At 36.5% G+C, this 20,471-nt stretch carries 18 protein-coding genes and 1 pseudogene; 7 read left to right on the top strand and 12 right to left on the bottom strand.

From position 1 onward, the window contains the following. The first annotated feature begins 34 nt into the window (after positions 1 to 34). Positions 35 to 979: a hypothetical protein gene (locus BLV55_RS02255; RefSeq protein WP_093310623.1), complete on the top strand. Its 945-nt coding sequence runs from the start codon at positions 35 to 37 to the stop codon at positions 977 to 979. A 37-nt stretch (positions 980 to 1,016) separates the two neighbouring features. After that, positions 1,017 to 1,955 (top strand): OmpA family protein, encoded by a 939-nt coding sequence (locus BLV55_RS02260; RefSeq protein ID WP_093310626.1) that lies wholly within the window; start codon positions 1,017 to 1,019, stop codon positions 1,953 to 1,955. Positions 1,956 to 1,957: 2 nt separating this feature from the next. Here BLV55_RS02260 and BLV55_RS02265 read toward each other — a convergent pair whose 3' ends face one another. The 5 genes from BLV55_RS02265 to BLV55_RS02285 form a co-directional block, all read right to left on the bottom strand. After that, positions 1,958 to 2,704 carry a DUF368 domain-containing protein gene (locus BLV55_RS02265; RefSeq protein ID WP_093310629.1) on the bottom strand — a complete coding sequence of 249 codons (747 nt, stop codon included), beginning with the start codon at positions 2,702 to 2,704 and terminating at the stop codon, positions 1,958 to 1,960. Between the two features lie 28 nt (positions 2,705 to 2,732). After that, complete coding sequence (gene amrA / locus BLV55_RS02270; RefSeq protein WP_176968220.1) at positions 2,733 to 4,049, bottom strand: AmmeMemoRadiSam system protein A; 1,317 nt, start codon at positions 4,047 to 4,049, stop codon at positions 2,733 to 2,735. A gap of 30 nt (positions 4,050 to 4,079) precedes the next feature. After that, positions 4,080 to 4,925 (bottom strand): AmmeMemoRadiSam system radical SAM enzyme, encoded by an 846-nt coding sequence (gene amrS, locus BLV55_RS02275; protein ID WP_093310635.1) that lies wholly within the window; start codon positions 4,923 to 4,925, stop codon positions 4,080 to 4,082. Positions 4,926 to 5,011: 86 nt separating this feature from the next. Further along, positions 5,012 to 7,627 (bottom strand): ATP-dependent chaperone ClpB, encoded by a 2,616-nt coding sequence (gene clpB / locus BLV55_RS02280; protein ID WP_093310637.1) that lies wholly within the window; start codon positions 7,625 to 7,627, stop codon positions 5,012 to 5,014. 11 nt (positions 7,628 to 7,638) lie between these two features. Next, positions 7,639 to 8,589 (bottom strand): DnaJ C-terminal domain-containing protein, encoded by a 951-nt coding sequence (locus tag BLV55_RS02285; RefSeq protein WP_093310640.1) that lies wholly within the window; start codon positions 8,587 to 8,589, stop codon positions 7,639 to 7,641. A gap of 198 nt (positions 8,590 to 8,787) precedes the next feature. On the opposite strand from BLV55_RS02285, the gene BLV55_RS02290 reads away from it, so the two are divergent. From BLV55_RS02290 to BLV55_RS02300, 3 genes are read left to right on the top strand one after another with little or no spacing between them, the layout of a single operon-like run. Next, on the top strand, positions 8,788 to 9,783 hold the full coding sequence (locus BLV55_RS02290; protein ID WP_176968221.1) for a dihydroorotate dehydrogenase-like protein: 996 nt from the start codon (positions 8,788 to 8,790) through the stop codon (positions 9,781 to 9,783). A gap of 34 nt (positions 9,784 to 9,817) precedes the next feature. Continuing rightward, positions 9,818 to 10,267 carry a flagellar basal body-associated FliL family protein gene (locus BLV55_RS02295; protein WP_093310645.1) on the top strand — a complete coding sequence of 150 codons (450 nt, stop codon included), beginning with the start codon at positions 9,818 to 9,820 and terminating at the stop codon, positions 10,265 to 10,267. A gap of 10 nt (positions 10,268 to 10,277) precedes the next feature. Further along, on the top strand, positions 10,278 to 10,784 hold the full coding sequence (locus tag BLV55_RS02300) for a ferritin-like domain-containing protein (protein WP_093310647.1): 507 nt from the start codon (positions 10,278 to 10,280) through the stop codon (positions 10,782 to 10,784). 109 nt (positions 10,785 to 10,893) lie between these two features. Here the strand turns inward: BLV55_RS02300 and BLV55_RS02305 are convergent, their stop codons facing one another. The 7 genes from BLV55_RS02305 to BLV55_RS02335 form a co-directional block, all read right to left on the bottom strand. Further along, a complete protein-coding gene (locus BLV55_RS02305) occupies positions 10,894 to 12,462 on the bottom strand; it encodes an NAD(P)H-hydrate dehydratase (protein WP_207646009.1) in 1,569 nt (522 codons plus the stop codon). A 15-nt stretch (positions 12,463 to 12,477) separates the two neighbouring features. Continuing rightward, on the bottom strand, positions 12,478 to 13,491 hold the full coding sequence (locus BLV55_RS02310) for a sodium:calcium antiporter (RefSeq protein WP_093310653.1): 1,014 nt from the start codon (positions 13,489 to 13,491) through the stop codon (positions 12,478 to 12,480). 25 nt (positions 13,492 to 13,516) lie between these two features. Continuing rightward, positions 13,517 to 13,903 (bottom strand): FMN-binding protein, encoded by a 387-nt coding sequence (locus tag BLV55_RS02315; RefSeq protein ID WP_093310656.1) that lies wholly within the window; start codon positions 13,901 to 13,903, stop codon positions 13,517 to 13,519. 184 nt (positions 13,904 to 14,087) lie between these two features. After that, a complete protein-coding gene (locus tag BLV55_RS02320; protein WP_093310659.1) occupies positions 14,088 to 14,951 on the bottom strand; it encodes a 2-oxoacid:ferredoxin oxidoreductase subunit beta in 864 nt (287 codons plus the stop codon). 3 nt (positions 14,952 to 14,954) lie between these two features. Next, the gene (locus BLV55_RS02325; RefSeq protein WP_093310662.1) at positions 14,955 to 16,676 is read right to left on the bottom strand and encodes a 2-oxoacid:acceptor oxidoreductase subunit alpha; all 1,722 of its coding nucleotides are present in this window, start codon (positions 16,674 to 16,676) and stop codon (positions 14,955 to 14,957) included. A gap of 177 nt (positions 16,677 to 16,853) precedes the next feature. Then, the gene (locus tag BLV55_RS02330) at positions 16,854 to 17,918 is read right to left on the bottom strand and encodes a GerMN domain-containing protein (RefSeq protein WP_093310665.1); all 1,065 of its coding nucleotides are present in this window, start codon (positions 17,916 to 17,918) and stop codon (positions 16,854 to 16,856) included. Between the two features lie 129 nt (positions 17,919 to 18,047). Then, positions 18,048 to 19,202 carry an MFS transporter gene (locus BLV55_RS02335; protein ID WP_093310669.1) on the bottom strand — a complete coding sequence of 385 codons (1,155 nt, stop codon included), beginning with the start codon at positions 19,200 to 19,202 and terminating at the stop codon, positions 18,048 to 18,050. Positions 19,203 to 19,462: 260 nt separating this feature from the next. Between BLV55_RS02335 and BLV55_RS02340 the strand changes: the two genes are divergently transcribed. Both BLV55_RS02340 and BLV55_RS02345 read left to right on the top strand, forming a co-directional pair. Further along, positions 19,463 to 19,765, top strand: a complete 303-nt coding sequence (locus BLV55_RS02340) for a hypothetical protein (protein WP_093310671.1) — start codon at positions 19,463 to 19,465, stop codon at positions 19,763 to 19,765. A 44-nt stretch (positions 19,766 to 19,809) separates the two neighbouring features. Then, positions 19,810 to 20,451, top strand: a pseudogene (locus BLV55_RS02345) (polysaccharide deacetylase family protein); the annotation flags it as partial. Positions 20,452 to 20,471 lie beyond the last annotated feature (20 nt).

Genomic DNA, 20,471 nt, shown 5'->3' on the forward strand with positions numbered 1-20,471 from the left:
AAAAGTTAGAATCACTGAATAGGAGGAGTTTTTAATGAGTATTTTAAGTCAGCTCAATCCGCTAGCGTTAATTATTATTATTTTTATTTTAGCGATTTTTTTTAGTTCGATCATTATTTCTTTTACTGTTAGAAATAAGTATCGGCAACTTGGTATCAACCTAGATGAAATCAAAGCTAAAGGTCAAGGTCACCCTGTCCTAAAGGCGATTGTTGAAAACTACAAGGAAGCGGCTACAGGCAATCATCATCAAGTAAATACCCAAGCAATTATTGAGCGTTTTTTTAATAATGAATTCCGATCATTATCCATCGCTGAACGCTTTACGAAAAATGCTGTTTCTCTTATGATTATCTTAGGCCTTCTTGGTACTTTTTATGGGTTAACACTATCCATCGGAAAGCTTGTTGAGCTTTTAAGTGCAGGCGAAAATGTTGAAATGCTAACAAGTATGGACTCTATCATCGGTGGACTTATCGAATCTGTCCGAGGCATGTCTGTCGCGTTTGTCACCTCCTTATTCGCCATATCCTGTTCTGTCATTCTTACTATTATCCATATTTTTAGCAATATCGAGTCAGCACGAGAAAGGCTATTTGTAGATATCGAAGAATATTTGGATAATGTAGTTGCTTTGGAACTGTCAAAAGAAACAGAGAGCGAATATGCCATGCTTAGCAACGCACTGCAAACTACCTTAAATGATTTCTCCACAAAAATGGAAAGCAGCTTCCATTTTGTTGTTGATGGTTTTCAGGGACCATTACAAGCAGCAACAGCCGAAATTGGAAATGCATCTGATCAATTATTGAAAAGCATTTCTCAATTTGATCAATCCATTGATAAGTTCCGAGAAAACACTCGTGACTTTTCTGAATTTAACCATCACTTACGAAGTAATATTGATCGAATGAATGTTGGATTTGCTGATCTGACTGAAGTCATTAAATCTACTAATAAAAAGTTAGAGAATGATTAGTGTTTAGTGAAGATATCAGCAGAAAGGCGGTTAAACCATGAAAATTAGAAGACGAAACTTCAGAAAACAGTCAGAAGCAGAAAACTTTTGGCCCTCTTTCACGGATATTATTTCTACCATTGCATTAGTTTTGTTTTTCCTAATGCTTCTTGCCTATATCCAGAATATTATTTCAGGAAAGAATCTTGAATTTGCTGAGCAACAAGTTATTGACACTCAAAGAAGACTTGAACAGGCTAATGTGGAAATAAGTCAGGCAGAAGATAATTTGAGACTTATTGAAGATAGACTCGAAGAAGTTAAAGCAGAAGTAGAAGCTGGCGAAATCGCACTTCAATTATCAGAAGAGCAAATAGAGGAACAACGAGAAATCATTGCCGAAAGTAATCGTGAATTGGGAGATCTTAGAACCCGTTTAGAAAGCGTTGCTGTTCTGCGTCTTGATGTATTAGAGAGAGTAAAAACATCTATCGAAACGGAACTTGGCTCCGCTACTTCTGAAGGCGATCCCTTAGTAAGCATTGCCGCTAATGGCAATATCATCATCAATGAAGGATTAGTTTTTGACTATAATTCTGCTACCGTCAAAAGAGAAGGCATTGAATTATTAGACCAACTTGCAATTGCTTTTGAGAGAGTATTAGACGATCGGTCAACCAGAAACAACATTGATGCCATTAGTATCCAAGGACATACAGACAACACTGGAAGCGCGGAATATAACCGAGATTTATCTACCAGGCGTGCTACTTCTGTTGTGAATCACATGATGAATGCTAACCCTAATTTAGAAAGAAAATATGCTGACTTTTTTGCTGCCACAGGATACTCTGAGTTTCGACCTATCGCTTCCAATCGGACAGCTTCTGGCCGTTCTCAAAATAGACGAATCGAAATATCTATTATCTTAAAGGACGATCAGGTGCAAAATATTATTGAAACATATTTGGAAGATTCTATGGATATTTTTGAATAAAATTACTTTCCCTCACTCCATTTCCATACAGGGATAAAGCCAATCATAAAAAAGGCGATTCCTTCCAGTTCAAATGAGTGAGGTAGCAAAGTCCTTGCTGAGCCGAGGATTAAGCCTGCAAAAAAATAAGATATGATGGCTCGATGTTGATCGTAAAGCTTTTCCAGTGCATGAACCAGCAACACCATTCCAATGATACTTCCAATACCAAAAATAGCTAATTTAGGAATAACCAACTCACTCAGATAAAACAGAACCGTATCATAAACACCCATGACAATCAAAACAGAGCTGCCAGGTAATCCTGGCAGCACCATCGTAGCACTTGATAATGCCCCTGCAACAAACAAGTATATTCCACTAATCTCTTCCATCACACTGGTTGACCCGATCGGATCGTTACCGAGCGAAAAGCCTATAACAACTCCTATACTCATAAAGATTACTCTTCTATTATTAATACCAGGACAACAGTTCAAAACCGCTCGTATTGATGCCAGTAAACATCCCAGTAAAAAAACAGATGTTTGATCTCTATATTTCGTAAAAAACCACGCAAATAAAAATCCACTGGCAAAAATACCCGCCATAATGCCTAGTAGAAGCGGTATATAAGGCTTGAAAATGCGATTGACTAAATCTCGTACTAGTTGCTCATAAATTCCAAAAATAACGAATAAAGTTCCTCCACTCATACCTGGCAAAACCATAATAAAACCTAAAACTACCCCTTGCACAAAAAGAAGCATTCAGCCACCCCTCAAACAAAATAGATGTTTAATTAAACCTCGTTACTTTAAATCGATAGATCTTCATTGTTTCCTCCTTGCTTATTCCAGCTTTCTTTTTAGCAATATCAAGTTGCTGCTCCACTTTTTCTACTCCTTCTAAATCAGGCAACAGCACCCCTTTTTTATGGGAAGACACTACCATAACGCCGTATATCTTAGGATCTAAATCACTCATCTTCTGGACACTTTCCATTTCTCCGAGAACATCTACTTTGATGGTAATATCTTCAAGTTCCTCCACTTCTATGGGAAGAAATCTTGGATCTTCCGTTGCCGCCGCGATGGCATTTTGACTTATCTCTAAAGGTAAATTTTCATACGATGGCATGATCGTACCGATGCATCCTCGCAAAATATTATTCTTATAAATTGATACAAATGTACCTGCCCGTCTTTCTCTTTCTTTTTTCAACGCTTTTTCATCCATTAAAAAAGAAAGGTATTTAGTAGAATCCAGCATTTTTCGATTTTCCACATATTGCTTTATTGATTCGGCTGCCAGTTTTACATATGGATGCTTAGAAACCGTTTTGCAATTAGCAAAAGCCGTAAGATAGCCTACACCAAAAGGAGCTTCGTAGGAGAACAGCTGAATGTTTTCTATATGATTTTTTGTTATTTCGTTAGCTACTATAAATGGATTTAATCCACATTCAGCTGCTTCTTCTCGAGTCATTCCATTTATTTTTTTGAGCCGATCTAAACGATTACTTTTAAAAGCATTCACAACCATTTCATCAAAAATAGCTCCAGAAGGATGTAGGCCATAAGGTCCATCACTTTTGAGCCGGTGACTTAAGTCGCCGCTTGCTAGCAGAACCATATTTTCATTATACTGATTCAGTAAATTGCCCAAACTCGAAGCAATGCTTGTGATGGTATCCAAAGGATACGGTCCCACTCCTATTAACACTATTTTAAGATCTTCCATTTCTTTGCTCATATAGTAAAGTGGCACAAAGGCTCCGTGATCCAAGTCCATTTCTAACCTTGATAAACCAATTCGAGATGTAATTTTATCTACTAAATCAGTGTTGTTTTTAAGAAAAAGTTTAGCTTCCGGACATCCAAACCTGGACAAATCAGCATGCCATTGTTGGTTTGAAGCAATACTGAAAACACAATTTTGTTGAGCATGCGGAGTCAATACAACAATGGTTTCTGGTTTTTTTTCAGCCGTACATCTTACGACTCGTCTAACGCCTTCAATGGTTTGAGACGCATCCTCTGCTTTCTCTTTGCCTACTTCCGGAACAATAATCGGTGGATGCGGTAAGTACGAAACTCCAATAACTGGCGACATCATATCTTCTCCCTTCTCTTATTGAATTCATTATACATTTCCTAAATATACGTTTTTCAAGTACTCTTCGGCTAGTGCCTTCGCTTTGTTCATCCATGAGATGGAGGTCGGCGGAGCCGTATATCGATATTTAGGAAAGTATCGACTCAAATGAACAGGTATCCTGTCGGAAATAGTGGCTATCCACTGAAACATTTTTTTAAGTTCTAATTCTCTATGCATTCCTGGTACTAATAAAACCGTAATTTCCATATGGCATTCCTGATATGACTTTTTAATCGTTCTTAACACTGGATCTAAGCTACCATGACATATTTTTTGATAGGTATCGTTATTAAATGCTTTTAGATCAATATTTACCGCATCGATATACTTTAATAGTTCGATTAACGGGATCTTTTCTATATATCCATTGGTCACAAGAATATTCTTTAGACCATGTTTTTGGGCCAGCAAAGCCGTATGATAAACATATTCGTAATAAATAGTAGGTTCATTATAGGTATACGATATGCTTGGAATCGTAAGTTCTTTAGCTTGATTTACTAAGGTTTCTGGGGACATTTCTTTTGTTGTTGGTTTTTCAAAGGCAATGGTATGGTTTTGACAATAAGGACACTTGAAATTGCATCCAAAGCTGCCTACCGATAATGTCCTACTACCTGGCATAAAGTGAAATAAGGGTTTTTTTTCTACAGGGTCGATATTAATGGCTGTCACCTCACCATAATTTAAGGATAGAAGGTCACCTCCATTATTCTCTCTAGCACCGCATTGCCCTCTATTTCCTTGCGTGATCACACATCGATGGGGACATAGCATACATGTCGTCGCTCCACTGTTATGATTTTTTTTGTAATGCATGGCTTCTAACATTTATTAGCAGCTCCCTATTATATCTCCAGATAAAAAAAAGATCCTCTGGTCTAATTCTATCATTAAATCAGAGGAAGTACATTTGTTTATATCTTTTTAATATTATCTTTTTCTATCCGATAACTCAACCGATGATCTTCACTTGAAACATTTATACAACTGCCTATCGGTACTTGTCCTTTTAAGATCATTTTTCCAATTCCCGTTTCCATTTCTTTCTGTATTAAGCGTTTGATGGGCCGTGCACCATAAATAGCTGAATATCCCTTCTCTACCAAGTAATTTTTTGCATCTACGTCTATTTTTATTTTGATATTTTGTTCTTCAAGCCGTTTTTCTATTTGAAGAACAGCTAAATCAATAATCCGATATATTTCTTCTTTTTCTAAAGGCTTGAATAAAACAGTTTCATCAATTCGATTAAGAAACTCTGGCCTAAACAAAGCTTTTAATTCCTTATATACTAAAGTCCGTGTCTCTTCTGTAATAGAAGCATCCGTTGTAAGACCATCAAGTATATGGTGACTGCCAAGATTAGAAGTCATGATCACCAACGTATTTCTAAAATCTATCGTCTTTCCATGACTATCCGTTAACCTTCCATCATCTAAGACTTGCAATAAAATATGAAATACATCTGCATGGGCTTTTTCTATTTCATCCAAAAGGATAACACTATATGGTTTTCGACGCACCGCTTCTGTTAACTGTCCACCTTCTTCATATCCAATATAACCCGGAGGAGCTCCTATCAATCTGGATACAGAGAATTTTTCCATATATTCACTCATATCAATGCGCACCATGTTATTCTCGCTGTCAAACAGCGACTCCGCCAATGCTTTTGCAAGCTCAGTTTTCCCAACTCCTGTTGGTCCTAAAAACAAGAAAGAGCCCATTGGTTTGTGAAGATCCTTTAGTCCAGATCTTGCTCTAATAACAGCATCACTAACTGCTGTTACCGCTTCATTTTGTCCGATTACACGTTTATGCAGTATTTCTTCCATATTCAAAAGCTTTTCTTTTTCACTTTCTAACAAACGAGTGATTGGTATGCCTGTCCATTTGGAGATAATTTCGCTTATTTCACATTCTGTTACTTCTTCTTTCAACATTCTGGCGTCACCATATGCTTCCAGTTTGCTTTGTTGAGTCTTTATTTTTTTTTCTATTTCAGGTAAAACGCCGTACCGCAATCTAGCTAATTCTTCAAGATCATACTTTCTTTCAGCATTTTCTATAGATTGTCTAACATTTTCCAGCTCACTTTTCAGTTCTTTCTCTTTACTCAGGGCATCTTTTTCCTGTTGCCATCTTGCTCGCAAATGCTCTTGCTGTTCTTTTAAGCGATGTATTTCTTTTTCTAACTCTTCCAGTCTTTCTTTAGAGACGGAATCCTTTTCTTTTTTTAGTGCTTCTTTTTCTATCTCCAGTTGCATTACTCGTCTTTGTATTTCATCTAGCTCCGAAGGCATGCTGTCAATTTCCGTGCGAATCATAGCTGCCGCTTCATCCATTAAATCAATCGCTTTATCTGGTAAAAAGCGATCTGTTATATATCGATCTGATAAAACGGCACAGGATACTAATGCATTGTCCGTAATCCTGACTCCATGATGAATTTCAAATCTTTCTTTTAATCCTCTTAAAATAGAGATGGTTGTTTCAACGTCCGGTGCATCAATCAATACCTTTTGAAACCTTCTTTCTAAGGCGGCATCTTTTTCAATATATTTTCGATGTTCATCTAACGTCGTGGCTCCAATGCAATGTAATTCTCCCCTCGCTAGCATAGGTTTTAAAAGATTACCAGCATCCATAGAGCCTTCTGTTTTGCCAGCACCAACGATATTGTGGATTTCATCAACAAACAGAAGAATCTTGCCATCGGATTTTTCTATCTCTTTTAGTACTGCTTTCAATCGTTCTTCAAACTCTCCTCTATATTTAGCACCAGCTATAAGGGCTCCCATATCAAGAGCAAATATTGTTTTATCTTTTAAGCCTTCCGGAACATCTCCTTTTACAATACGTTGTGCTAATCCTTCTGCTATAGCCGTTTTCCCAACACCGGGATCCCCTATTAGTACTGGGTTGTTCTTGGTTCTTCTGCTCAAGATACGAATAACTCTTCTTATTTCAGTATCTCTACCAATGACAGGGTCCAGTTTTCCTTGTCTTGCCATTTCCACTAAATCTCTTCCATACTTCTCTAATGGACTATATGTGTCCTCTGGATTTTGATTTGTAACACGTTGATTACCTCTCACTTCGTTTAATGCTTTCAAAAATAATGATTCTGTGATGTTGAAGTGTTTGAAGTGTTTCGCTGAGGATAGCTCTTTTCCCCTTATCAAAGCTAAATAAATATGCTCAACCGCTACGTAGTCATCCTTAAATTCTTTTGCTATTTTTTCAGATTGAATAAGGGTTTGATTAAAGCTTCTTGTTATATAGACTTCTTTAGCTCCAGATCCGGTAACTACTGGCAGGCTATTTACTTCTTTTTCTATTTCTTGAATTATTTGACGAACCGGAATACCCATATGTTGAATCAGTGTAGGAATTAAGCCGTTTTCTTGTATTAATAATCCTAGATGCAGATGTTCTGTCTCCACATATTGATGATTTTTTTCTAAAGCAATTTCTTGAGATTTCATGATAGCTTCTTGAGATTTTTGCGTGAATTTTTCTACATTCATCCTGTCGCCTCCTATTTTCTTGGATTGTATTGAGAAACATCTTGTAATTGCTTGTACAATTCTCTTTCTTTCATCGTTAACACTTCTGGGTTTTTAATCATTAACTCAATAATTAAATCTCCTTTTATGCCAGCCCTATTTTTATATCCCTTCTTTGAGAGTTTAAGCTTTTTTCCAGACTGACTTCCCGGTGGAACTTTAACTCTGACATTACCTGATAAAGAGTTAATCAGTATTTCAGCACCAAAAGCTGCCTCCCATGGCGAAATATAAACAATTTGATGAAGATTTAACCCTTCCAACTTCCTATGCCTGTCATCCTTAACCACTATCGTTAGTATCAAGTCTCCTTTTCGACGTCCCTCATTACTTCTTTTCCCTTGATCCCTCAATCTCACTCGCTCACCAGATGTTATCCCTTGAGGAATTTTTACAGATAAGGTCTTTTCTTCATTCCCATAAAAAAGAGTAAACTGTTTTTCTTTTCCGTTATAAGCTTCATCTAGCGAAATTTCCAACTCAGCCTCTATATCAACTGGTTCTTGATCGGATTTTGGAGAGTAGTAACCTGTTCCGCTAAAAAAATCACTTTTATGAAACTCGCCAAAGTCTCCCCCTTGAAAGAAGAGATTAAAAAAATCGCTGAAATCACTATTGCTTTGATGATTTTTGTTTTTAAATCCAGCACCTGTGAATTCGAAGCCAAATTGGTCAGGATCAATATCAGTACCATTTTGAAACCCATGATAGCGATCTAACTGATCAAATTTTTTACGTTTTTCTTCATCACCAAGAACTTCATAGGCTTCATTTATTTCTTTAAATCGCTTCTCCATTTCTTGATTATCTGGATGTTTATCTGGATGATATTTTTTAGCAAGTTGTCGATATGCCTTTTTAATTTCCGATTGTGAAGCTTCTTTACTGATGCCTAATATTTTATAATAGTCTTTGTATTTCATGACACCACCCTCTTAGACCTTCTTTGACCTTTGTTATTTTAATTATACCATTTCCATTGAAAAAATCAATCCTTTCTGATGAATAATACTTTCTCAAAAATATCTATAGGCGATGTTGTTTATTCTATTATTATTTAGGTAGATAAAGAAATAAGGTGTATTTTTGCTTGTCATACTAATGAAATGGAGGGGTTTTTCGTGTCTACTCTACAAACTGAAGTATATGGTATTCCCATTAAAAGTCCGGTAGTCGTTGGAGCATGCACATTAACAGCAAGACCAGATAAAGTTAAGGATCTTGAAAATGCAGGTGCCGGTGCTGTTATAGTGAAGTCGCTTTTTGAAGAAGAGATTCAACTTGAAAAACATCAACTGAGTGAGCAGTTAGAACGATACAATGATTTACATGCCGAAATGATTACTCATTTTCCACATCTCGAACATTCTGGCGATGCGGCACATATTCAAATGGTCAAAAAAATCAAACAAGAAGTTTCTATCCCTGTCATTGCAAGTCTTAACGCTGTTACAATGAATGGCTGGACTTCTTTTGCAAAGGATCTTGAAAAGGCTGGTGTTGATGGATTAGAGCTGAATTTTTATTCGTTGCCATCACAACCAAATGTTACCGCTGAAGATATCATAAACAATCAAATTGAAGTTATTAAACATGTTAAAAATACTGTAAACATACCTGTAGGCATTAAATTGAGTCCTTATTATACACATCTTACTAACGTCATTACAGACCTCAACCATGCAGGTGCGGATGGCTTTACGTTGTTTAACCGTTTTTTTCAACCTGATATTGATATTATGAGCGAAACAGAGTCTGTTACTTTTTCTTTCAGTGGTGTTCAAGATGATCTATTAGCCATTCAATGGATTGCTCTTCTGAGCGATCGAATCGATTCTCCTCTTACAGCTAGTAACGGTATTCTTGACTATGAAGAAGCTGTTAAGGCCATCCTGGTAGGTTCTAAGTCTGTTCAGGTGGTTAGTGCTCTTTACAAGAATGGAATTGATCAAATTACTAAAATAAATCAAGGGATTAATAAATGGATGGAATTAAAAGAATATCTCAGCATTAGTGATTTTTGTGGTAAAATGAGTAAGAGTAATTTGAGGGATCCTTGGGCCTATGAAAGAGTTCAATACATCGAAATGCTCTTGAAAAAAAGTAGCTTTTTTTAGAAATACCATCTCTTGATGAAGGATATGATTCATAATGAAACGCACTAACACAAAGCAAAAAAAGAAAGAAATAGCATTAATTCTATTTCTCTTCTTTATTGCCGTCTTCGCTGCATTAACTACCTTTTACATTGTTTACACGCTAGATGATTCATCAAGGGAGACAAGAGAAACTATATCTCCTTATACCGTACCCATTGAAGTTCTCACACAAGCTGCAAAAACAGAAGATGCTGGACGAAGGGCCTACGTTAAAATGACCGTTGTTTTAGAGTTGGAAACACGGAATGATATGCGTGAAATCAACCGCTATCCAGAACGTTCTAAAGCGATTATTTCACAAACAATCAATTCAATTCCTGCTGAATCAATGCTTGACCCGCATGGCCTTAATGAACTTCAGAACAAATTAGTTGAGAACTTACAAAGTGAATTATCAATAAAGCCAGTCAATATTTATTATGACCAAATGATTGTACAATAGGAGGATTACCATGAATACAGAAAAAAGTATTATTGAATTTGCCATGACGATGGAACTTCAAGGACAAAAATTCTATGAAAGCTTTATGGATCAGGCAGAAAATGAAACAGCAAAGCTTTTATTCAAATCCTTAGCTCAAACTGAAAAAGAGCACTATGAAATTCTCAAAGCCCAATATGATTCGTTAAATGAAAAGGGTAAATGGTTAGATCTTAGTGATAAATTAGAACAAAATCCTGATCAGTTACTATTCACCAAAAGAAAAGAAACTGAGAATTTCAGTGCTGATAAGCTTCATAGTCATGCTGATTTATCCATTTTAAGAATGGCGTATTTAATTGAAAACGATTTTGCTGAATACTATCAAAAGGCAGCGGATCAAACCAAGGATCCAATCGGTAAAAAAATATTGTTAACATTATGCGAGTGGGAAAATGAACATCGTCGACTCTTTCATGAAGAATATCAGGAAGCCATGCAAAACAACTGGTTTGATCAAGGTTTTTCGCCTTTCTAGGCTAATGTAAATACCGTATCAGATCTGAACAAAGACGCTTCGCATCCGTTGTATCGGGTGTGCATATTCTTTCCTTATCTAAAATAAAAATAATCGAGTGCCCCTTAGGTCACTCGATTATTTTTTTCATTATAGCGGGTAGATATTCGATTAAATCTCCGGATGTCATGCCAAATCTTCCTCTTTCATCAGCTACCAGATCACCGGTTAGCCCATGTAAAAACGCACCTGCAACAGCTGATTGTAAAACAGTTTCTGTTCGACAACATAAAGACGCTATTATTCCTGCTAAAACATCGCCACTTCCTCCTGTTGCCATCCCAGGATTACCAGTTGTATTAGTCCAAGTTTCCTGTTTTTCATTTACTATTATTGTATTGGCACCTTTTAGCACCAAAGTGGTATTCCATTTTTCGGCAAAATTCTTAGCAACGTCTAATCGGTTTTGATTCACCTTTTCTGCAGACAAGCCAGTTAATCGAGCCATTTCTCCAGGATGTGGAGTTAATACCCATTGCTTATTATTGTGCATAAATAACTCCATGTTATCTGACAGAATATTCAATGCATCCGCATCTAGTATCAAGGGTTTTTGACATTTTTGCAACAAAAATTCAAGTTGTGTCCTTCTTCTCTTGCTTGAACCCCATCCGGGTCCCATTACCACTACGTCTGCCAAATCCATTTGGTTCTGTAAAATAGTTTTTGCACATTCCAGTAAATGACCATCTTCATCTGTAGGATAACCGATAGTCGTCGTTTCATGAATCATTTGTTCAAATAGTTGAACAAATGATTCTTCACAGGCTATCCTCACCAATCCGGCACCACTTTTCATAGCAGATTTCGCGGCAAGCACCGTAGCACCTGTCATTCCTTTTACACCAGCAATGATTAATACGGTTCCGCCACACCCTTTGTGATCATCTTTTCTATATCTTCGTACCCATTTATTAACCAACTCTGCATCAGAAATTCTAGCAGCAAACTCACTTGTATCAATCAGTTTTTCTGGAATACCGATATCGGCTACAATAAGTTTACCGTTGTTATAAGCACCTGGATATGTAACATTCCCTACTTTTGGTAACTGAAAAGTAACTGTACTATCTGCTTGCACTGCTCTGGATAAAATTTTGCCCGTATTTCCCTGTATTCCCGATGGAATATCAACCGCCATTACGGTACAAAGCGACTCATTAATAGCTTGGATAAATAGGTCATAGATGCCTTCGATAGGCCTATCTAATCCTGTCCCCAGTAATGCATCCACTATTAAATCGGCTTTTTGCAATTCCTTTTGAAACATTTCCACCATTTTATTCTTTGCATCTTGAATATTACTTCTCAAGCAATAAATATTATCTAGTTGTTTGCTTATCATTATGTAATTATCTTGAGAATCTTTTTTTAATTGTTGAGGATTACCCAATAAAAAAACGGTAATCTCTATTTTTTTCTTTAACAACTGTCTTGCAAGTGCTAAGCCATCTCCTCCGTTATTTCCCATTCCACAGCAGATGATCACCTTGTTCACCGCTGCCTTTTGCAGTTGTTTTATTGTTTCCTTTTCGAGAGCTAAACTTGCATGTTCCATTAATATCAACCCTGGGATTTTATACTCAGTCACAGCCTTTTGATCAAGTGTGTTCATTTGCTCACTATATAACACTTTCATCATTTAGTCCCCCTATCAGAATGATACGGAAATTTGAAACAAGAGATACAACATCGCCATATATCCTATTAATATCAAAATAGAATCCCAGCCCATCTTCATAAAGCTTCTTTTTGAACGGTAAAATAATCCGATGACCACCATTCCACTCAATAAAATGGTGGTAGCGGCTGTCAACAAATGTTCTTGACTTACATCGATAAAAACAGATCCTTTAAGGTAGGTCATATCTGAAATTGATATAATCAACATATTGAGCAAGTTACTACCTAATACATTTCCAACCGCCATATCATAAGCACCGATACGAATCGCCGCTATAGTGGCCACTAATTCTGGTAAAGAGGTGGCACCTGCCATCAAAAGAGTACCTACAAACGTTTGTCCCAATCCCGACTTTTCAGCAATAATATTAGCGTTAACCGATAGTTGTATACCCGCTACAACGATAAAAACAGCCATAATGACAAACTTAAGGATTGTGCTCTTGACCATATCCTGATTCTTTGCTTTTTTTTCTGAATCTAGTTGAGTATTTGCATTAATAGTAAATCTGTTTTCATATCTTACCATCATTGTCATTGCCATCATATATGTAATCATAATAATGATGCTAAAACTGCTAATCCAGCCTATTGTAAACTCAAACATATGATAAGGAGCAATAAGGATTCCCATCATACTAATCACTGTAAGGATAATACCAAAAATAGATGAAAGAATATGACTTTCACGTACCATTCGCAATAAACTTCCCGGACCTTGGACAATATCCGCAATAGCGATAATTACCAGATTAAATCCATTGCTTCCTAAAACATTTCCAAAAGCAAGATCTGGAGAGCCAATCAATGAAGCGGATACACTACTGGAGATCTCCGGAAGGCTTGTAACTGCTGCTATTAAAACAGTTCCTACTAGTGTATATCCTAGTGGTGTGTGTGTTGCTATAATATCGCCATACGCTGTTAGTCTAGTTCCTGCAAGCACTACTATGACCGCACTAATAAAAAATAAAAGATACTCCATTTCTCTCTCCATTCTACTTTCATTATTAATCAAAAAGTGCTTTATCAATTGCTTTCAACAGCACGAGGCTACTGTCTGTTGCACCAGTAATCGTGTCTACTTGAAGAGACTGCTCTTCTAGTACATTTTCTATCACTTGTTCGCCTCTGGCACCTCTCTCATGTATATGTTCATATTCTATATCCTGTATTTCTCCATCGATCATATGCACAATCACCTTTGCTTTAACTAAAACAGCATCGTATTTTCCCTCATAAATACCGTCTTCCACTTCAGAAATATCTTTTCCGCTTAAGGTGATTTGACTAACGGCCCGACTATATTGGTGCATTTCATATCCTCTTTTTGCAAACGGATATATAATCAAGACTAATATAATCACTGCTAAAAATATCTTTATGTTTCTGCTCATAAAAGCACCTCTTTCAGAATTTAGGTTCTTTCGCTACTGTATCTATTCTCTCATATGAGCTGATTTTTTTCAATTAGCTATATGCCTTTTGTTTAGAACCTACTTTTCCTTCTGTTTTTCAATGAAAAAACTCTACTGATATCGGATGATATCAAGCAGAGTCTTTCATAAGAGGATGTACTCATTACACCATATATGCTTTTGTAAGCTGATGAAATTCTTTTTCGGATATACAAGGTTGGTGAGAAAACAAGTTTTCTTCTTTTTCATTGTGAAGGGTATGGTAAGATGGTTTGTTTTTATTTTGTATAATGATCCCAGTACATAAGCCTTTACTTTTTGTAAGTATATCAGCCGCCGTCATACGATCTGAGATACTTCCCTCCCTAAGATCTTCTGCTCTTTGCAGTTTATCACGAAACCATTGATAGGTATTCACTTTATTATAGGTCACACATGGACTAAACACTTGTACCAAGGAAAAACCAGGATGTTGAATTGCTTGCATGATCATTTCAATTAATTCTTCCTGATAGGCTGAAAAGCCTTGTGCATAAAATGATATCCCTGCACCTAACGCTAGCATTCCAGGTTCTATTGGCATATCAACAGAACCATCAGGAGTCATTTTTGTTTGAAACCCTTGATGACTAACTGGAGATACATGGCCTTTTGTTAGGCCATACACCTGATTATTCATGACAATATAGGTCATATCTATATTTCTCCGGATCGCATGTATGGTATGACTGGTACCAATAGCAAAACCGTCACCATCACCCCCGGCAGCAATAACCGATAACTTTGAATTAGAAAGCTTAATTCCCTGAGCAACCGGCAGACTTCTCCCATGTACGCTATGAAAAGAATAGGCATTCATATAACCAGAAATTCTTCCTGAACAGCCAATCCCACTAACTACCGCTAAGTTTTCTCTCGCTATCTCAAGTCTTGCTACAGCTGCCTGTAGAGATCTCAACACCGAGAAATCTCCGCATCCTTTACACCAGGTAGGATTCAGTCCACTACTGTAATCTTTAAGTTCCATTTTCTAGCACCACCTTTTCATTGATTCCATCATCTCTTCGAGCGTGAAGTTTTCGCCGTCATATCGCGTTATACTAATGATCTTTTCTTGTTGACGAAGCTCTTGACGAATGATTTGAGCCAATTGTCCGTTAAAGTTTTCTTCAACGATGATTATTTTTTTATAGTTATTCATAATTCTTTCCAGTTGTTTCAATGGTAACGGTTTAATTTGTCTTATTCTTGCAACATCTACGGAAAAATCTATACGCAGCCTTGCTTCTTTGATCACTCCATAAACCGATCCAAAAGCTAGAAATAAAACATCTCCACCTTCGCCCTCTATGATAATTTCTTCATTTTCCATTAACGCATCCGTTTTATGCATTCGTTTTTTCATCATTTTAATTCTATTATCTGGTTTATCAGATGGTCGCCCCAGCTCGTTATGTTCTAATCCAGTAACTTGGTGTTGTCCACCAAAGGTGCCAGGAAAAGCACGAGGCGAAATACCATCTTCTGTTAGTTGGTATCTTGGAAACCCACCATCTGCAAAATCTTTTAATTTTTCTTTTTCTGCTAATTTTCCTTTATTAATTATTTGGCTATTATAAGGAATTGCGTCAATGGTTTTAGGCGATAGACTTAAATGTAAATCTGTTAAAATAATCACTGGACACTGATAATAATCTGCTATTTCAAAGGCATGAATCGTCAGCTCATAGCATTCTTCAATCGATGATGGTGTCAAAATAACGGAAGAAAATTCTCCATGACCAGCATAATAGAGAAAGGCTACATCACTTTGCTCTGTTTTCGTTGGCATTCCAGTACTGGGTCCTGCTCTTTGTGCATCAACAATCACAATAGGTGTTTCTGTCATTCCTGCAAGCCCCATACCTTCACCCATCAAAGTCATTCCCGGTCCTGAAGTGGCTGTCATGCTTCTAACGCCACTATAGGATGCTCCTATAGACATTGCCATAGCCGAAATTTCATCTTCTGTCTGAACAATTTTCCCTCCTGTTTTTTGAAAAAAGATCGATAAATTTTCCATCACATCTGAAGCTGGTGTAATAGGATATCCCGCCATAAAACGACAACCAGCCATGACAGCTCCTAGTGCAATTCCTTCATTTCCAATCATTATCATTTTTGAGTTTTCAGATCCAGACATGGGTATATTTGTTTCAAAAAAAGCTGCTTTTCGACATGCATCATTTTCAAAAGAATCATGCAAGACAGTTAAATTCTCGCTAAGTATATCTTCTCCTTTTGCACCATATGCTTCAACCACTGCTCTTTCAAGTTCTTGATATGTAATACCAAGTACTTTACCTAAAAATCCAATAGCGCTGGTATTCTTCATAAAAAGCTTTCCTTGATCTTTAGCGATTTGTGAAATAGGTAAAGAAATCTGCTGCTGAGTTTCCTTCTTATCTACCTCTATCTCAATGGCTTGATCATGTAGTATCATTCCTTTTGAGTGTAGACGATGTACATTCTCATAAACACTTTCTTGATCCATTGCCAGAATAAGGTCAAAAGAACTTTCTATGCAGTTTACCGGTTCATTTGATATGGTGATAATAATATGCGTGTTTCCACCTTTAATCCTAGAGGAAAACTTTCTTTCCCCTAAAGTATAATAACCTTTTTTCGATAACGCTTTCATCAGATTTATTCCAGTGCTAATGACGCCTTCTCCTTGTATGCCTCCAATTAAAATAGTATAGTTTTTTCTCAACAATAGATCCTCCTCTCAGCATTATTAAACATGCTGTATTATATCTCATGAGTATTGATACCAAATCAGCGAATTTCAAATCATTTTTTTGTTTTTAACACAGAAAAATCGTCAAATCCGTTTAACCAATAAACAGATTTGACGATTTGAATAATACGTTATGTTTTCAATGATACGTTATATTTTTTCTGCATTTTCATTATCCGGAACTAAAAAATCTTCTGGTCCAAGATAAAAGTGACCTGTTTCGTAAGGTCCATCTTCAACACTGATCACAACGCTTTCAACATTAAAATAGTAAGCCAGTGTGTTTGTAATCGATTGTAACATTTGACTTTCAAAGTCGCTGCCCATACCAACTTCTGTAATCGCTGCATTAAAATCGACTTTTACCTGTTGCTCGTCTTTATTTCTTTCAAGGCTGTTAATCATCATCGATTCTTGTAGTGTTGCCGCTGCTGTTTCAACAGGTGGTTCTTTTTGCAAGTAGTCAGTTAGTTTTTTTTCGACTGATTCATTGGTTCTGACTTCCATCAAATAGCTTTGATAGAGACTTCCTTCATCTTCCCATTCAGGATAATATATTCTCACATTCACTTCCCAAGGGATGTTTTCTTCAATTGCTGCTAGCTGAGTAACAATACCAGTTTCATCACCATTTGCCTTAAAAACACTTTTTACAAGACCAATATCCTGCGCATAGTAATGTATCTGTACCGCTTCATCTGATTCAGTAACTACTTCAATGGCATCAAAGTCACCATGCTTTGTCTTTATTGGAACCGAAACATCATTAATGCTTCTTTTTCTACCGTCTTCCAACACCCATTCATTTCCAACTTCTAGTGGCTCCTTAAGCAGAATTTCTTCTCGATTAGGTTCTTCTTCAAATAATGAAAAAAATGAGTAAAATTCTTCTTCCGAATAACGTAGTGTAACAACGCCTTCTTCACGATGAATAATTTCTCCTATGGTAGTACCAGCCGTTTGCCTTCTTCTTTGAGCTTGATTATTATCTATATAGTCATAATAAACAACCGCATCGGCATATTCACTGCCTTCTCCTTCATAGATAAGTCTTGTATCTGCCAGAAAAGGAAAAAAAGCTTCCACTGTTTGTTCATTTTTTTCTGTATCAACTATATCTTCTGATGTTTCATCTCCTGAACCACATGCCATCATAACCACCGCTACCATCACCATGAGCATCATAATCCTAGCATGATTCTTGTAATATTTCATTCTTGATGCACCTCCTATTTATTGATGCTACCGTTATATATAATACCCTTTATTTACGATGCTATGCAAGTACAACTTATTTCTTATTTTACGTAAATACTTCTAATCCATTAGTTTTCAACCGTTACTTTAATCAGGGTGATACGCCTTCTTCTTATTTTTAATAACATACAGGTAAAACAATCCAATAATACTAGAAATTCCAAAGAATTTGTAGATTGCCAATACATTATACCGATCTAATAGTACCCCACCCATCATTTGGCAAAATATGCCACCAAGACCTATTCCTGCTGATGAGTAAATGGTCATTGCCGTTACTCTCAGCTCAGGTATCGAATGATCCGTAACAAACTGAGCGGCCGTCACAATATACACTCCGACCGAAAGCCCCTGGAGTAAAAATAAGCCTAGCATAAATGTTGGCGATGGGCCACTAGCATACCAAAACCAACGAAACATAGAAATAACCGCCGCTACTATTAACGTATTTTCTATCCCTATTTTTTTTACAAATTGATTTGAAAGCCTCATAAAAGGAGCTTCGCTTCCTGCAAAAAGTAAAAAAGCTATGCCTACACCAGCTAGTGAGCCTCCACTATAACGAAATAACAAACTAAAATAATTATTATTGGCAACAATAGGACCAAAAATAAAAAAAGTAGCTACAAGAATATACTTAAACTCAGGAATTTTGACTAATGTTTTTAGGCCGGTTAATAAATTCATTTGAAATTTTCTATCAGTTACTTCAATTTTTGCACGAAAAAAAATAGCTGGAATTAAATAGGCAAAAAAATAAAAAAAGAAAATAACATTTAACCCTAAATATTCGCTTACATTGCTTACAATAAAAACAGCAATCGCAAATCCGATGGCGCCATATTGCCGTAAAGCACCAAAATTTGAACCTTCTCTGTTAGATGCATTTATCGCTAAAGTGTCTGATATGGGAGCATTGGCTCCTTGAAAAAAATGCATGAAACAATAGACTACCAAAAAAAGATAAAACTGATAAATGTAGGCTAATAAAACCGCTAGTAACCCAGCCATAATCAAGGTTACTCTTAGCACTAGCAATGTCTTTTGTGTTTTGTCACATACAACTCCCCAAAAAGGTTGAGAAAAAATAAGTACCAAAGAACCAGAGGCCATGATCATACCCGTCTGTGTTCCAGAAAAACCAATAGTTTCAAGATATAATACCAGTAATGATGTTAAAGCACCGATAGCAAAATAAATCGATGTGTATAATAATCTGAACTGACTCTTGATGCTAACCACTTCCGTTCTCTTTCAATTTTAGCTTCTCATAATCTTCGCAAGTTTTTTCTATCTCACCCTCACCACAGTCCATCTGCTAAAAAAAGGTAGGGTATATCGACCTTTCTGTCTTTATTATTACATCCTTCATTTTAATAGAATAAAATTTATTGTCAATCCAGCATCAGTTCTAATACTTTTTCTTGACAGGCTATTCAAATCAATTTATCATAGCTTCTAGCAAGATTATCTTTTATCACCAATAGAAAGGATTCATTTAAATGAAAAAACTATTTCATCATCCTAGCTTTAACCTCATTATGGTTGTTTTACTATCTATCAATACGCTTTTTTCCTTGCATTTATTTGTTTCTAACAAATCTTTGCAAGAGCATCACTCTTATCAGCTTAATGCGCTAACCAATCTTACGGAACAAATAGAGCAAGATAAAGAAAATCTCTATGAAATAACGGATTCTTTACAACAAGATCTTTTAAGATCTCATGAAATTTATAAAGAACTCGAAGAAGAAGCCAGTGCATTAAAAGAAGAAAATGAACAGCTAAAAAAAAAGTTACTTTAAGACATGGAGGCGGTGTTAGAACTGGCAATGTAAAGGATGAAAAAACAGTATACCTCACTTTTGACGATGGGCCTAGCCATAACACAGCCAGAATCCTTAACATTCTTCAGCAACACAATGTCCCTGCCACCTTTTTTGTTAATGGATATGATACGGATTTTTCTCATCAAATGTATCAACGAATTGTCAACGAAGGTCATCAGCTAGGAAATCACACTTATAGCCATGATTATGAAAAAATATACCAATCTCCCGAAGCTTTTATGGAAGATGTCGAAAAACTTCAAGACTTTCTTGAAACATCTACAGGTTTCCGGCCTGAAGTTTTTCGTTTTCCAGCGGGCTCAAATAATCAAATCTATCGTCGGGTTCAACAGGATAATCCCTATCTGATGATCGAAATAAAACAACTTTTGAGAGAAAAAGAGCTTCCCTACTTCGATTGGAACGCCAGCTCTACAGACGCTGCTGCTGTTACTTTAGATACAGACATTATTATACAAAACACCTTAAAACATGTTTCTGGTCATCAGAATGCCATTATTTTATTCCATGACTCTGGTGCAAAATCAACTACGGTTGAAGCTCTACCCACTATTATACGAAGACTTGACAACCTTGGCTATCGTTTCGATGTTCTTACTCCTGATTCTTTTTACGTTCACTTTAACTATCTTTTATTCTAGAACAACAATAAAGATCAGCT

The organism is Tindallia californiensis, assembly GCF_900107405.1.
Lineage (GTDB): Bacteria > Bacillota > Clostridia > Peptostreptococcales > Tindalliaceae > Tindallia > Tindallia californiensis.